Below are 13,549 nucleotides of genomic sequence, written 5' to 3'. Positions count from 1 at the left end.
ACAGGGCAGATGCGAACGGGCACGCGGCGCCGCGCGAACGGGGCGCTGGAGTGCGAGGTCCTCGCGGCGCTCCAGCGGGCGGGAGGCCCGCTGACCCCGCGTGAGGTCCAGGAGGAGCTGCCGGGGGCGCTCACGTACTGCACCGTGGTGGCGATCCTGCGGCGCCTGCACGGCAAGCGGGTGCTCGTGCGCGCCCGGCGCGGACTGGCGTTCACCTACGCGGTGGCGGCGTAGGCGGGCCGCCCGCCGATCCCCGTCGGCGTCTCACCGTCTCCGCACGCGGCGAGCTGCGGCCCGGCCGCGCCGGGCCGATCCGGGCCGGTCCGGCCCGTCCGGTGCGCGAGGACGGCGCCCGGAGGACGCTTCGGGGGCCGGGAGCCCGCAGGACGCTTCGGGGGGCGCGGGGGCTTCGCCCCCACGTGAGGTGGGGGCGAAGCCCCCGTACGCACCCGGACACCACCCGCACCGCCCGCACATCCGCGCCCGACAACGCCCAGCACCCGACACCCGCCAACCGCCGACCACCAACCGCCCCCACCGAAGGCGGCCATCCTAGGCAAGGTCCAGGGCACCCCCGCGCAGCGGCAGCGCCGCGTTCACCCGTCCGTCGGCGGACCGACGAGGCGCGGGGCGCTCAGCATCCCAGCCACACCCGCCGGTTCCGGGCCACCGTGTGCACCCGGTCGACCCGCTCCGGGCGGAGCACACCGCCCAGCGCGCCGAGCCCGCCTACCTGACGCTCCGTCAGAACCTCGACGTCCCCGGCCTCGGCGACCACCGCCGATGCCCCCGCCAGCACCACAACCCCCGCCACCCCCACCCCGAACCCGCACCCCCGCGTCAGCGCGGAAGCACACCGCGCGGCGCTCTGCCGGGCGCGCCGGACGGCGGGCCGCGGATGCCGCTCCCCCGGCACCCGCACGAAGGCGTCGTCCGCCACGACCGTCCCCGCCCGCCGCACCGGCTCGACCTGGACGCAGAAGACCCCGCCGGGTCCGATCAGCAGGTGGGGGACGACGGCGTCCCCGGGCAGGACGACCGAGTGGAGCACCTCCCAGCCGCCCGGCGTCAGCCCCTCCAGCTCCGCCCCGACGAGCTGTTCGGCGGAGAGCGCCCGCCGCCAGGCGTCCTCCACGGGCCGGCGGCCGAGCAGCCGGGCGAGGAGCAGGGACCAGCGGCCCGTCCGGGACGCGTCGAGCGCGGCGCGGAGGGCCTCCCCCGGGCGGTTGGGGGCGAGGTCGTCGTCGGGATGGAGGAAGAGCCGGTCCGGGTCGTAGCTCCTCCCGACGGCTCCCCGCTTGATCTCCGCACCCGTATCCGGCCGCTCGCGCACGCCCATCACCCCCTCCCGCCATCTTGCCGCAGTCCGGCGGGAACCAACCCGCTCGAACATCCGTTGCCCGCCTCCCCCGCCCGCCACCTCTTCGGGCCCTTCGCCGCCGACATCTCCGCCGGGTGCTTTACTTCATCGACTGCCGAATCAAATATCCCTTTTGTCGCAAATAGATATGAAGGGACACCCGTGCGCACTGCTGCCCTCTACGGAACCGTCGGCTCCCTCGTCCTCACCGGACTCACGGTCCTCGCCCCCCTCCCCACCGCCCAGGGCGCGGACGCCCTCCTCTCCCCGGACGGCCCCGCCGAGGCCCGCGGCGTCGCGCTGGCCGCCGAGCGGGCCGCCGCCAAGGGCATCGCCTTCGGCGCCTGCCCGGCCACCGAGAACCTGCCGCGGACCGTGGAGTGCGGCACGGTCTCCGTCCCCGTGGACTACGCCCGGCCCAACGGCCGGCACATCAGCCTCACCGTCAGCCGCGGCCGCGCCACCGGGCCCCGCTCCGCCCGCCAGGGCGCCCTCGTCTTCAACCCCGGCGGCCCCGGCGGCTCCGGCATGATCTTCCCGCTGCTCGCCGGGCTGCCGCAGTGGCAACGGGTCGCCGAGGCCTACGACTTCGTCGGCTACGCCCCGCGCGGCGTCGCCCACTCCGCGCCGCTGTCCTGCGTGGACCCGGCCACGTTCAACCAGGCGCCGGACGACGCGCCGGAGCAGCCCACCGCCGCGTACAAGAAGCAGCAGATCGCCAAGGCCAGGGCGTACGCGCGGGGTTGCCGCACCCGCAACGGCGCCGACCTCCAGTTCTTCACCAGCCGCAACAACGCGCGCGACCTCGACGTGCTGCGCGCGGCCCTCGGCGAGCAGCGGCTCAACTACCTCGGGGCGTCCTACGGGACGTACTTCGGCGCCGTCTACGCGACGCTCTTCCCCGGCCACGTCCGCCGGATGGTCTTCGACAGCGTGGTCAACCCCGACCCGCACCACATCTGGTACCGCAACAACCTCGACCAGTCCGCCGCGTTCGAGCGGCGCTGGACCGACTGGCGGCGCTGGGCCGCCCGGCACGACGCCGTCTACCACCTCGGCCGCACCGAGCAGCAGGTGCTCGCCTCGTACCACCGGGCGATGCGGCAACTGCACCGGCGGGCCGCCGGCGGCAGGGTCGGGCCGGGCCAGCTCCAGGGCGCGCTCGTCCGCGCCGGGTACACCGACAGCGCGTGGGCGTCGGGGGCGCGCGCCCTCTCCGCGTACCTGCGCGGCGACGACGGCCCGCTGGTCGCGCTCGCCGCCCCCAGCGCGTCCGGCGCCCCGGCGGCCGAGAACAGCAACGCCGTCTACACCGCCGTGGAGTGCAACGACGCGCCCTGGCCGCGCAGTTGGCACAAGTGGGACCGGGACAACACCCGGCTCGCCCGCAGGGCGCCGTTCGAGACCTGGGCCAACGCGTTCATGAACCTGCCGTGCGCGTACTGGACGACGCCCCGGCAGCAGCCCCTGGACGTCCGGGTGCCCCGCAAGGCCTTCCCGCCCGTCCTGCTCCTGGCCGCCGAACGGGACGCGGCCACCCCGTACGCGGGCGCCCTGGAACTGCTGCGCCGCCTGCCCGGGGCATCACTCGTGACCGAACGCGGCGCCGGCACCCACGGCATCGGCGGCGGCCCCAACACCTGCGTCAACGCCCACCTCGACCACTACCTCCTCACCGGCGCCCTCCCACCCCGCCACACCACCTGCCCGGGCCGCCCCCAACCCCGGGCGAACTGACGCCCCCACGAGCCCCCCACGAACCGGCCCGCCCCGCCGTCCGAGGCCAACGGCGGGGCGGAGCCCGGGGCGGGAGACGACTGGCGGGCCTGGGAAACGGTGAAAGGGCGGGGCGGGGAGAGGCCCCCGGGCCGCGCCCGGCCGGCCGGCCCTACGCCAGCCCGGCCACCAGCTCCGCGACCGCCTTCCGCCGCCCGGTGAAGAACGGCACCTCCTCGCGGACATGCATCCGCGCCTCGGAAGCCCGCAGATGACGCATCAGATCCACGATCCGGTGCAGTTCGTTCGCCTCGAAGGCGAGGATCCACTCGTAGTCGCCCAGCGAGAACGAGGCGACGGTGTTGGCCCGGACGTCCGGGTAGCCGCGGGCCATCTTGCCGTGGTCGGCGAGCATGCGACGACGGTCCTCGTCGGGCAGCAGGTACCAGTCGTAGGAGCGCACGAACGGGTACACGCTGACGTAGTCGCGCGGCGTCTCGTCGGCCAGGAAGGCCGGGATGTGCGACTTGTTGAACTCGGCGGGACGGTGCAGCGCCATGTTCGACCAGACCGGCTCCAGGGCCCGCCCGAGGCGCGTGCGGCGGAAGCGGCTGTAGGCGTCCTGGAGCGCGTCGGACGTCTCGGAGTGCCACCAGATCATCACGTCGGCGTCGGCCCGGAGCCCGGACAGGTCGTAGGTGCCGCGTACCGTGACGTCCTTCTCGGCGAGCTGCGCGAAGAGCTCCTCGACCTCCTCCGCGTAGCCGGAGCGGTCCTGCGGGAGCACGTCACGCAGCTTGAACACCGACCAGAGGGTGTAGCGGATGACCTCGTTGAGGTCCTTGGCCTTCTTGCCGGCGTTCGGGATCTTCTGGGCGTCAGTCATGGTCCCTATTGTCCCCCCGCGGCGCCGGCGCCCTCGGGCAGGGTCGGCATGGCCGGCAGGGCCGCCAGCAGCTCCTCGGCCGCCCGGCGCGCGCCGGCGACGCACGAGGGGATGCCGACGCCGTCGTAGGCGGCGCCGCAGACCCGCAGGCCGGGCAGGGCCGCGACATGACCGCGGACGCGGGCGACGCGGGCGAGGTGGCCGACGGGGTACTGGGGCAGGCCCCGGTCCCAGCGGGTGACGCGGCTCTCCAGCGGCGTGGCGGCCAGCCCCACGGCGGCGCCGAGGTCCTCCAGGGACATGCGGACGAGCTCGTCGTCGTCGCGCCGCAGGTCCCCCTCGTCCTCGTAGCGGCCGATGGAGGTGCGCAGCACGAAGACGTCCGGATCGGCCTCGGCGATCCAGCCCCACTTGTTGCCGGCGAAGGTGGACGCCTTGATGCGGCGGCCGTCGCGCGGCGGGACGAGGAAGCCGCTGCCGGCGGGCAGCCCGGCGACGTCGGCGCGGCGGAAGGCCAGGGTGACCAGGGCCATCGAGGCGTAGTCGATCTCCGCGAGCTCCGCGGCGGCGGGGGCCGACACGCGGGCGAGCAGCCGCGCCGCGTCGTGCGCGGGCGTGGCGAGGACGACGGCGTCGGCCGCCTCGTACGCGCCGTCGAGGCCGAGCCGCCAGCCGCCCTCCGTGCGCTCCAGCGCCGTGACCGGCGCGCCGGTGCGGATCTCGCCGCCGGCGGCGCGGACGGCGCGGGCGACGGCGGGCGGCAGGGTTCCGACGCCGCCGGCGAGGCCCGCGAAGACGGGACCGGCCTGCTGCGGGGCGGCGGCGGCGAGGGAGCGCACCGCCTCGGTGAGCGAGCGGTGGGTGCGGACGGCCTCGAAGAGCTTGGGGACGGCGGCGCGCATCGAGGTGCGGTAGGCGTCGCCCGCGTAGACGCCGCCGAGGAGCGGCTCGACCAGCCGGTCCACGACCTCGTGGCCCAGCCGCTCGGCCACGTACGCGCCGACGGCCACGTCGTCGCCGACCTCGGTGGGCGGCAGCTCGGCGTCGCGGGCGACGGCGGCCAGGCCCTCGGGCGAGAGCACGCCGGAGGCGGCGAGCGCGTCGAGGTCGCCGGGGACGCCCATCATCTGGCCCTTGGGCAGCGGGCGCAGACCGCCGCGGGTCCACACCCCGGCGGTGGTGGTGGCGGGCGGCTGGAGGCGGTCGCCGAGGCCGACGGAGCGGGCGAGGTCGACCGCCTCCGGCCGGCGGGCCAGCATCGACTCGGCGCCGAGGTCCACGGGCACGCCCGCGATCTCGCCCGCGAGGAGCTTGCCGCCCAGGCGGCCGGTGCCCTCGAAGACGGTGACGCGCGCACCCCCCTCCAGCAGGCGGAGGGCGGCGGTCAGCCCCGACACGCCGCCGCCGATCACGGCCACGCGCGGTGCGCGGTTGCGGTCTTCGCTCATGGGATCACTGTCTCAGACGGCCGCCCTCCGCCGGCCCGCACCCCATTGACAGCGCTCGGGGAGGATGCCGAGACTCGCGACCGAACGGTCAGTCGGCCGCGCCAACACCTCGTGGAGACCGCATGAACGACCGCATCCGGGACGTCTACGTCGCCGACGCCGTCCGCACCCCCTTCGGCAAGTACGGCGGCGCCCTGGCCGGCGTCCGCCCCGACGACCTGGCCGCGCACGTCCTGCGGACCCTGCTCGGCCGCTCGCCGGCGCTCGACCCGGCCGGGATCGACGAGGTCGTGCTCGGCAACGCCAACGGCGCCGGCGAGGAGAACCGCAACGTGGGCCGCATGGCCGTCCTGCTCGCCGGCCTGCCGGTCACCGTGCCGGGCGCCACCGTCAACCGGCTGTGCGCCTCCGGCCTGGAGGCCGTCGTCCAGGCGTACCGGGCGATCGCCGTCGGGGACGCCTCGGTGGCGGTCGCGGGCGGCGTGGAGTCGATGAGCCGCGCGCCCTGGGTGATGCCCAAGGCGGAGCGTGCCTTCCCCGCCGGACACCAGCAGCTGTACTCGACGACGCTGGGCTGGCGGATGACGAATCCGGCCATGCCCGAGGAGTGGACGGTCTCCCTCGGCGAGGGCGCCGAGCGGATCGCCGACAAGCACGGCATCGGCCGCGCCGAGCAGGACGCCTTCGCGCTGGCCAGCCATGAGAAGGCCGCCCGCGCCTGGCGGGACGGCGTCTTCGCCGACGAGGTCGTCCCGCTGCCGGACGCCGCGCTCGGCCGCGACGAGAGCGTCCGCGAGGACACGTCCCTGGCGGCCCTGGCCCGGCTGAAGCCCGCCTTCCGCCCCGAGGAGGGCACGGTGACCGCGGGCAACTCCTGCCCGCTCAACGACGGCGCCGCCGCGCTGCTGCTCTGCGACGAGGCCGGGCTGCGCGCGACGGGCCGCGAACCGCTCGCCCGGATCCGGGCGTCGGCGGTCACGGGCATCGAGCCGGACCTGTACGGACTGGGGCCCGTGGAGGCGGTGCGCCGGGCGCTCGGCCGGGCCGGCCGGGGCTTCGCCGACCTGACACATTTCGAACTGAACGAGGCGTATGCCGCACAGGCCCTGGGATGCTTCGCGGAGTGGCCGGAACTCGACCCCGCCCTCGTCAACCGGCGCGGCGGAGCCCTCGCGATCGGGCACCCGCTGGGCGCCTCCGGGGCCCGGCTCGCCGGTTCCCTCGCCCACCAGCTCGCCGCCGCGGGCTCCGGAACGGGCGTCGCGGCGCTGTGCGTCGGCGTGGGGCAGGGTCAGGCGCTGGTCCTCGAACGCTGACGGCCGGGTCCGGCCCCGACCCCCGGGAGGCGACCGCACCGTGCGCACCACCGTCGGCATCGTCGGGGCCGGGCCCGCCGGCCTCCTGCTCGCCCGGCTGCTGCACCGGGCCGGGGTGGACTGCGTGGTGCTGGAGGCGCTGAGCCGGGCGGAGCTGGAGGGCAGGCCGCGGGGCGGGGTGTTCCTGGAGCAGGGCGCGGTGGACGCGCTGCGCGCCTGCGGCGCGGCCGGGCGGCTCGACGTGGACGGCGTGCTCCACGAGGGGTTCGAGCTGCGCTTCGGCGGCCGGGCGCACCGCTTCGACGTCGCGGGACGGACGGGCGGACGGGCCCCGACGCTCTATCCGCGGCACGAGCTCGTCAAGGACCTGATCGCACTCCAGCTCGCCGACGGCGCGCCCCTGTTGTTCGACGCCCGGGTGACCGCCCTGGAGGGCCTCGACGGCGAGCGTCCCCTCGTCCGGTACTCCCGGGCCGGCGAGGAGCACGTACTGGAGTGCTCCTACGTCGCCGGATGCGACGGCGCGGACGGCGTCGCGCGCCGGGCCCTGCTGGTCTCCGGGGCGGCGCGGCTGCACCGGCGCGGCTACCCCTACGCCTGGCTGGGCGTCTCCGCCGGCGCCCCGCCCACCGGCGACGAACTGCTGCTGGCGGCGCACGACCGCGGCTTCGCGCTCCAGGGCGTGCGCTTCCCCGAGGGCTCCCGGCTCTGCCTCCAGGTGCCGGCCGGCACGGGGCCGGACGACTGGTCGGACGCGCGGGTCCGGGAGGAGCTGGAGGTCCGGCTGGCCGTGGCGGGCCGGCCGCTGAACCCGGGGCCGCTCTCGGACCGGTGCGTGGTCCCGCTGCGCGGCGAGGTGGTCGAACCCATGCGCCACGGGCGGCTGTTGCTCGCCGGCGACGCCGCGCACGTCGTACCCCCCACCGCGGCCAAGGGCACGGGACTGGCCCTCGCCGACGCCGTCACCATGGCCCGCGCCTTCGCGCACCTGCGCCGGAGCGGCTCGACGGCGCTGCTCGACCGCTACTCCGAGCACTGCCTGCGCCGCGTCTGGCAGGCGCAGCACTTCGCGCACACGATGACGACGCTGTTGCACGCGGCGCCGGGCGCGGACGCGTACGAGCGCCGGCTGCGGGCCAGCCGGCTCGACCGGCTGGTCGGGCCCACGGCCGCCGCGGCCGAGTTCGCGGAGAACTACGCGGGGCTGCCGGGCGACGCGCCGTTCGTCTGACGGCCGGCAGGCAGGGGTAGGCACTGTCCATGACGGTTCCTACACCGGAATCCCCCGGCGCAGACCACGCCTTGCCCCGGTGGCCCTGCCGCCCGACCCGGAGGCGGCCGAGCTGACCGGCCCGCTCTTCGGCCCGGCGGCGGCCGGTCCCCTCGACGCCGACCTGACCCGGCAGCACGCCGGGCGGCCGCTCGGCGAGCCCGTCACCGTCTCCGGCCGCGTCCGCGACCGCCGCGGCCGGCCCGTGCGCGGCCAGCTCGTCGAGATCTGGCAGGCCAACGCGGCGGGCCGGTACGCCCATCCCGCCGACCGCAACCCCGCTCCCCTGGACCCGAACTTCACGGGGACGGGCCGCTGTCTCACCGATGGCGAGGGGCGCTACCGCTTCACCACCGTCCGCCCCGGCGCCTACCCGGTGGACGGCGTCCGGTGGCGCCCGTCCCACATCCACTTCTCGCTCTTCGGCACGGCCTTCGCCCAACGCCTGGTGACCCAGATGTACTTCCCCGGCGACCCGCTCCTGGACCGGGACGGCATCCACCACGCCGTGCGCGATCCCGCCGCGCGGGCGCGGCTGATAGCCACCGGGGACCCGGTGCGGGGTTACGTGTGGGACGTCGTCCTGGACGGCCCGTGCGCGACGTGGACGGAGGGCTCGCGATGACCACACCGCCCCAGACCATCGGCCCGTACTTCGCCCCGGGGCTGCCGCCCGCCGGGGACGGCCCCGCCGTCCTCCGCGGCCGGGTCCTGGACGCCGCCGGGGCGGGCGTCCCCGACGCCCTCCTGGAGCTCTGGCCGCCCTTCGCCCGCGCGGCGACGTCCCCGGACGGCTCGTACGCGCTCCCCGTCCCCGCGGCGCCCCCGCCGTACCTGTCCCTCTGCCTCCACGCCCGGGGCCTGCCCCACCCGCTCTTCACCCGCGTCTACTTCACCCGGCCGCCCGACGACCCTCTCCTCACCGCCCTGCCCCCGGCCCGCCGCGCCACGCTCCTGGCCTCGCCCGGCCACCGCTTCGACGTGCACCTCGGCGGCGCGGCCGAAACGGTCTTCCTCACCTTCTGACCCTCCCGCCACGCCGACTCCCTTCTCCCCGCCCCGCCCTTCCACCGTTTCCACGCCCTACCGCGCGGGCCCAACGCGGCTGCGCCCCGTCCGTCCTCCAACGCCGGACGGGCTGGGGGGTGCGCCCGGTCGGCGCGAAGACGTCCAGCTCGTCATCGGGTTGTCGTTCCCTGCTGGAGGAGCTTGAGGGCGAGGGCGGGGAGCGCGGTCGCGGGGTCGGGGGCGTTAGGCGAAGCCCCCGGCCGGGGCGCAGGGGCGCAGCCCCCGCCCCGCCGCGCGGAGCACGGTTCGGGGCCTGGGAGACGGTGAAAGGGCGGGGCGGGGAGAGAAACCGCCCTACCGGGCGGACCGCTCGTGGACGAACTCCACCAGCCGCGTCAGCGCGTCCGGCTCCGTCGTCGGCAGCACCCCGTGCCCGAGGTTGAAGATGTGCCCCTCCAGCCCGGCCGCGGCCGACAGCACGGCGGCGGCCTTCTCCTCCACCGCCTCGCGCGGAGCGAAGAGGACGGCAGGGTCCAGGTTCCCCTGGAGCGCCTTGCCGGGCCCGACCCGCCGCGCCGCCTCGTCCAGCGGCACCCGCCAGTCCGCCCCGACGACGTCCGCACCGGCCTCGCCCATGAGGCCGAGGAGTTCGCCGGTGCCCACGCCGAAGTGGATGCGGGGCACGCCGTACCCGGCGACGGCGTCGAAGACCTTGGCGGAGGCCGGCATCACGTGCCGGCGGTAGTCGGCGGGGGCCAGGGCGCCGACCCAGGAGTCGAAGAGCTGCACGGCGGAGGCGCCGGCCTCGATCTGGACCTTGAGGAACGCGGCCGTGATGTCCGCGAGCCGGTCGAGGAGATCGGCCCACAGCTCCGGGTCGCCGTACATCAGCGCCTTGGTGTGCTCGTGGTTGCGCGAGGGCCCGCCCTCGACCAGGTAGCTGGCCAGCGTGAAGGGCGCCCCGGCGAAGCCGATGAGCGGCGTGGTGCCGAGCTCGGCGGTGAGCAGGCGCACGGCCTCGGTCACGTACGGGACGTCGTCGCCGGACAGCGGCCGCAGCCGCGCCAGGTCGGCCCGGCTGCGGACGGGGTTCTCGACGACCGGCCCGACGCCGGGCTTGATGTCGAGGTCGATGCCGACGGCCTTGAGCGGCACGACGATGTCGCTGAAGAAGATGGCGGCGTCGACGCCGTGCCGCCGCACCGGCTGGAGGGTGATCTCGGTGACGAGCTCCGGCCGCATGCAGGACTCGAGCATCGGGACGCCCTCGCGAACCTTGCGGTACTCGGGGAGCGAGCGCCCCGCCTGTCGCATGAACCAGACCGGCGTGTGCGGCACGGGTTCGCGCCGGCAGGCGCGCAGGAAGGGCGAATCGTACGCCGCGGTGCGGCCCGTCTGATGCTGGCTGCGCTCACTCATGACCCAAATCTTCGCACGGGCCGAACGAGTGACCCGCGCATGTGGGTGTCCCTACCCGGAACCGCGGGTCGTTCCGCCTAGTCTTCCGGGCATGGCTGCGGCGCACGGACACCACTCGGACGGTCCGGACGACGTGGGTGGGGAGGGTTCCCCGTCCGTCTTCCGGCAGGCGGTCGCCGGACTGCAGGGCGTACTCCTGCGGCCGGAGATCGAACTCGACGCGACCCCGCCGCCCCAGCGGCTCGCCCCCTTCTCGTACGCGCTGGAGGCGGCGGTCGTGGTGGACGACGAGGAGCTGGCGGACGGACGGCTGATCCTGCTGCACGACCCGGCGGGCCACGAGGCGTGGGGCGGTACGTTCCGCCTGGTGACGCTGGTCCACGCCGACCTGGAGGAGGAGATGGCGCAGGACCCGCTGCTGCCGGAGGTCTGCTGGTCCTGGCTGACGGGCGCGCTGGAGGCGCGCCGGGTGCCCTACGCGGCGCCGAGCGGCACGGTGACCCGCGCGGGTTCGCACTACTTCGGGGGCCTGCGGGAGCGGCCGCCGTCGACGCAGATCGAGATCCGGGCGTCCTGGTCGCCCATCGAGCCGGGCGGCGGCCAGGGCGCCGCCGGCGAGCGGTCCGCGCCGGACACCGCGGCCCACCTGGCGGCCTGGTGCGACCTGCTGTGCCAGATCGCCGGACTGCCGCCGGGGGGCGCGCCGGAGGCGGGTGTCGTGACGCTGCCGCAGCGACGGGGACCGCAGAGCCGCTGACCGGTCCGCCGGGCCCGGAATGACTGATACGCACTCACACCATGGCCTGAATTGCCCGAATTGTTACTCATCAATTCGTGATCATTCCCTAAAGCCGGGCGGTTCGACTGCCGAAGGAGCTTGTGACCCTTCCCATACGGATCGCCCCGGCTTACCCAAAAGTCGGCACCCGTCCCCGCCACTCCCCCTGGAGGCCTGGTGTCCGTTCTCCTCGAGCAACCTGCGAGCCTCGCCTACCGCCCGACGAAACCCACCGCCATGGTCGTCGTCGCCGATCCCCGCGTCCGTTCCACCGTCACCCGCCACCTGTGGGCGCTGGGCGTACGGGACGTGATCGAGGCGTCGTCCATCGCCGAGGCCCGGCCGCGGATCGGCAACCCCCGCGACATCTGCGTCGCCGACGTCCACCTTCCCGACGGCTCCGGCCTGACCCTGCTGTCCGAGACCCGCGCCGCCGGCTGGCCCAACGGGCTCGCCCTCTCCGCCGCCGACGACATCGGCGCCGTGCGCAACGCGCTGGCGGGCGGCGTCAAAGGCTATGTGGTCACCGGAACCCGCACGAACCTCGGCGTCCCCGGCCGCCCCGGCCTCTCCCCCATCGGCGCCGCCGCCGCGCGCATGCAGCGCCGCCCGCCCGGCGCACCCGGCCACCCCGGCGGCTACCGCGAACTGTCCGGCCGGGAGGTCGAGGTCCTGCGGCTGGTTGCGGAGGGCCAGTCGAACAAGGCCATCGGCGTCTCGATGGGACTGTCCGCCCTCACCGTCAAGAGCCACCTCGCCCGCATCGCCCGCAAGCTCGGCACCGGCGACCGGGCCGGGATGGTCGCCGTGGCGCTGCGCACCGGCATCATCCACTGACCCGATTCCTCCCCCGCGCCCGCCGACGGAACGTTCCGTCGGCGGGCTTCCGTCATCCCCGGATACCCTTGACCGGTGACCGACGCCCAAGACACCGCAGCAGACCATCCACTGCGAACCCCCGGGGGCGGCCCCCCGGACGACGTCGTTACGGCGCCGATCCCCCTGCTGGAGCCGCGTGAGGGCATCCCCCCGGTCGTCGCCGACGAAGCGGGACTGGCCGCCGTCGTCGAGGCGTTCGCCGCCGGCCGCGGCCCGGTGGCCGTCGACGCCGAGCGCGCCTCGGGCTACCGCTACGGCCAGCGCGCCTACCTCGTCCAGCTGCGTCGCGAAGGGGCCGGCTCGGCCCTCGTCGACCCGGTCGGCTGCCCGGACCTGTCCGCGCTGGGCGCGGCCATCGGGGACGCCGAGTGGGTGCTGCACGCGGCCACCCAGGACCTGCCGTGCCTGCGGGAGATAGGGATGTCCCCGGCCCGGCTCTTCGACACCGAGCTGGCCGGGCGCCTCGCCGGCTTCGCACGCGTGGGCCTGGGCGCGATGGTCGAGAACGTCCTCGGCTACGCCCTGGAGAAGGGGCACTCCGCCGTCGACTGGTCCACCCGCCCGCTGCCCGAGCCCTGGCTGCGCTACGCCGCGCTCGACGTGGAGCTGCTGGTCGACCTGCGCGACGCGCTGGAGGAGGAGCTGGAGCGGCAGGGCAAGCTGGAGTGGGCGCGGCAGGAGTTCGCGGCCATCGTCGCGGCCCCGCCGGCCCCGCCGCGCAAGGACCCCTGGCGGCGCACCTCCGGCATGCACAAGGTGCGCAGGCGGCGGCAGATGGCCGTGGTGCGCGAGCTGTGGACCGCCCGCGACAAGGTGGCGCAGCGGCGGGACGTGTCGCCGGGCAAGGTGCTGGGCGACGGCGCGATCATCGAGGCCGCGCTGAACATGCCGGCCAACGCCAACGCCCTGGCGGCGCTGCCGGGCTTCGGGCCGCGCATGGGACGGCGTCAGCTGGAGCAGTGGCAGGCGGCGATCGACCGGGCCCGGGCGGTGCCGGAGTCCGAACTGCCGCAGCCCGGGCAGCCGCTGACGGGGCCGCCCCCGCCGCGCGCCTGGGCCGACAAGGACCCGGTCGCCGCCGCGCGGCTGGCGGCGGCGCGCACGGCGGTGTCGGAGCTGGCCGAGCGGCTGACGATGCCCCAGGAGAACCTGATCACCCCGGACACCGTGCGCCGGCTGTGCTGGGAGCCGCCGAAGAACCCCACGCCGGAGGCCGTCGCCGAGGCGCTGGCCGCGCACGGCGCCCGGCCCTGGCAGGTCGAGCAGGTGACGCCGGTGCTGGTGACGGCGTTGTCGTCGGCCGCCTGAGCATCCGTGGAAGGCCCCGGTCCGCCCTGTGGCGGGCCGGGGCCTTCCGCATGCCGCCGCGGCCCCGGTGTGACCTTCGACGCTCCGGCCGAGGGGGCTGTGCAGCATGGTTACCCGCAAGTAGCATGACGGTGAGTCCCGCGCCGTGGCGTACCCGACTT

The 13,549-nt window shown here is 75.7% G+C and carries 13 protein-coding genes; 9 read left to right on the top strand and 4 right to left on the bottom strand.

The window, feature by feature from the left end:
* Window positions 1-9 precede the first annotated feature (9 nt).
* Window positions 10-234 carry a BlaI/MecI/CopY family transcriptional regulator gene (locus AC230_RS01225; RefSeq protein ID WP_053160927.1) on the top strand — a complete coding sequence of 75 codons (225 nt, stop codon included), beginning with the start codon at window positions 10-12 and terminating at the stop codon, window positions 232-234.
* A 400-nt stretch (window positions 235-634) separates the two neighbouring features.
* Here the strand turns inward: AC230_RS01225 and AC230_RS34190 are convergent, their stop codons facing one another.
* Window positions 635-1,339 (bottom strand): nuclease-related domain-containing protein, encoded by a 705-nt coding sequence (locus AC230_RS34190; RefSeq protein WP_053160925.1) that lies wholly within the window; start codon window positions 1,337-1,339, stop codon window positions 635-637.
* Between the two features lie 183 nt (window positions 1,340-1,522).
* Between AC230_RS34190 and AC230_RS01215 the strand changes: the two genes are divergently transcribed.
* Window positions 1,523-3,097 (top strand): alpha/beta hydrolase, encoded by a 1,575-nt coding sequence (locus AC230_RS01215; protein ID WP_049714051.1) that lies wholly within the window; start codon window positions 1,523-1,525, stop codon window positions 3,095-3,097.
* Window positions 3,098-3,248: 151 nt separating this feature from the next.
* Here the strand turns inward: AC230_RS01215 and hemQ are convergent, their stop codons facing one another.
* Complete coding sequence (hemQ, locus tag AC230_RS01210; RefSeq protein WP_049714050.1) at window positions 3,249-3,962, bottom strand: hydrogen peroxide-dependent heme synthase; 714 nt, start codon at window positions 3,960-3,962, stop codon at window positions 3,249-3,251.
* Window positions 3,963-3,967: 5 nt separating this feature from the next.
* Window positions 3,968-5,410 (bottom strand): protoporphyrinogen oxidase, encoded by a 1,443-nt coding sequence (gene hemG, locus AC230_RS01205; protein ID WP_049714049.1) that lies wholly within the window; start codon window positions 5,408-5,410, stop codon window positions 3,968-3,970.
* A gap of 122 nt (window positions 5,411-5,532) precedes the next feature.
* On the opposite strand from hemG, the gene AC230_RS01200 reads away from it, so the two are divergent.
* Genes AC230_RS01200 through AC230_RS01185 form a run of 4 tightly spaced genes read left to right on the top strand, consistent with a single transcriptional unit; the run spans window position 5,533 to window position 9,022 of the window.
* A complete protein-coding gene (locus AC230_RS01200) occupies window positions 5,533-6,726 on the top strand; it encodes a thiolase family protein (RefSeq protein WP_049714048.1) in 1,194 nt (397 codons plus the stop codon).
* A gap of 40 nt (window positions 6,727-6,766) precedes the next feature.
* On the top strand, window positions 6,767-7,957 hold the full coding sequence (locus tag AC230_RS01195) for a 4-hydroxybenzoate 3-monooxygenase (RefSeq protein ID WP_049714047.1): 1,191 nt from the start codon (window positions 6,767-6,769) through the stop codon (window positions 7,955-7,957).
* A gap of 49 nt (window positions 7,958-8,006) precedes the next feature.
* Window positions 8,007-8,621, top strand: a complete 615-nt coding sequence (locus tag AC230_RS01190) for a dioxygenase family protein (protein WP_049714046.1) — start codon at window positions 8,007-8,009, stop codon at window positions 8,619-8,621.
* Window positions 8,618-9,022 carry a peptidase associated/transthyretin-like domain-containing protein gene (locus tag AC230_RS01185; RefSeq protein ID WP_049714045.1) on the top strand — a complete coding sequence of 135 codons (405 nt, stop codon included), beginning with the start codon at window positions 8,618-8,620 and terminating at the stop codon, window positions 9,020-9,022. Before AC230_RS01190 ends, AC230_RS01185 begins: the two co-directional genes overlap by 4 nt.
* A 336-nt stretch (window positions 9,023-9,358) precedes the next feature.
* Here the strand turns inward: AC230_RS01185 and hemE are convergent, their stop codons facing one another.
* Window positions 9,359-10,423, bottom strand: coding sequence for a uroporphyrinogen decarboxylase (hemE, locus tag AC230_RS01180; RefSeq protein WP_049714044.1), 1,065 nt, complete (start codon window positions 10,421-10,423; stop codon window positions 9,359-9,361).
* Between the two features lie 91 nt (window positions 10,424-10,514).
* Here hemE and AC230_RS01175 point away from each other — a divergent pair, with 91 nt between their 5' ends.
* The 3 genes from AC230_RS01175 to AC230_RS01165 all read left to right on the top strand — a co-directional run bounded on the left by AC230_RS01175 (window position 10,515) and on the right by AC230_RS01165 (window position 13,388).
* Window positions 10,515-11,180 carry a DUF3000 domain-containing protein gene (locus AC230_RS01175; protein WP_049714043.1) on the top strand — a complete coding sequence of 222 codons (666 nt, stop codon included), beginning with the start codon at window positions 10,515-10,517 and terminating at the stop codon, window positions 11,178-11,180.
* A 198-nt stretch (window positions 11,181-11,378) separates the two neighbouring features.
* Window positions 11,379-12,038: a response regulator transcription factor gene (locus AC230_RS01170; RefSeq protein WP_049714042.1), complete on the top strand. Its 660-nt coding sequence runs from the start codon at window positions 11,379-11,381 to the stop codon at window positions 12,036-12,038.
* A gap of 75 nt (window positions 12,039-12,113) precedes the next feature.
* Window positions 12,114-13,388, top strand: coding sequence for an HRDC domain-containing protein (locus tag AC230_RS01165; RefSeq protein WP_049714041.1), 1,275 nt, complete (start codon window positions 12,114-12,116; stop codon window positions 13,386-13,388).
* Window positions 13,389-13,549: the final 161 nt, after the last annotated feature.

This window comes from Streptomyces caatingaensis, from assembly GCF_001187435.1.
GTDB lineage: Bacteria > Actinomycetota > Actinomycetes > Streptomycetales > Streptomycetaceae > Streptomyces > Streptomyces caatingaensis.
Note: the sequence above shows the minus strand (reverse complement) of the source record. Positions and strands in the feature narration are given on the sequence as shown.

What these genes read in the sequence shown, in the direction of transcription:
- AC230_RS01225 (WP_053160927.1), top strand. Translation starts at nt 10, where the DNA reads ATGCGAACGGGCACGCGGCGCCGCGCGAACGGGGCGCTGGAGTGCGAG.
- AC230_RS34190 (WP_053160925.1), bottom strand. Translation starts at nt 1,339, where the DNA reads ATGGGCGTGCGCGAGCGGCCGGATACGGGTGCGGAGATCAAGCGGGGA.
- hemQ (WP_049714050.1), bottom strand. Translation starts at nt 3,962, where the DNA reads ATGACTGACGCCCAGAAGATCCCGAACGCCGGCAAGAAGGCCAAGGAC.
- hemG (WP_049714049.1), bottom strand. Translation starts at nt 5,410, where the DNA reads ATGAGCGAAGACCGCAACCGCGCACCGCGCGTGGCCGTGATCGGCGGC.
- AC230_RS01200 (WP_049714048.1), top strand. Translation starts at nt 5,533, where the DNA reads ATGAACGACCGCATCCGGGACGTCTACGTCGCCGACGCCGTCCGCACC.
- AC230_RS01185 (WP_049714045.1), top strand. Translation starts at nt 8,618, where the DNA reads ATGACCACACCGCCCCAGACCATCGGCCCGTACTTCGCCCCGGGGCTG.
- hemE (WP_049714044.1), bottom strand. Translation starts at nt 10,423, where the DNA reads ATGAGTGAGCGCAGCCAGCATCAGACGGGCCGCACCGCGGCGTACGAT.
- AC230_RS01175 (WP_049714043.1), top strand. Translation starts at nt 10,515, where the DNA reads ATGGCTGCGGCGCACGGACACCACTCGGACGGTCCGGACGACGTGGGT.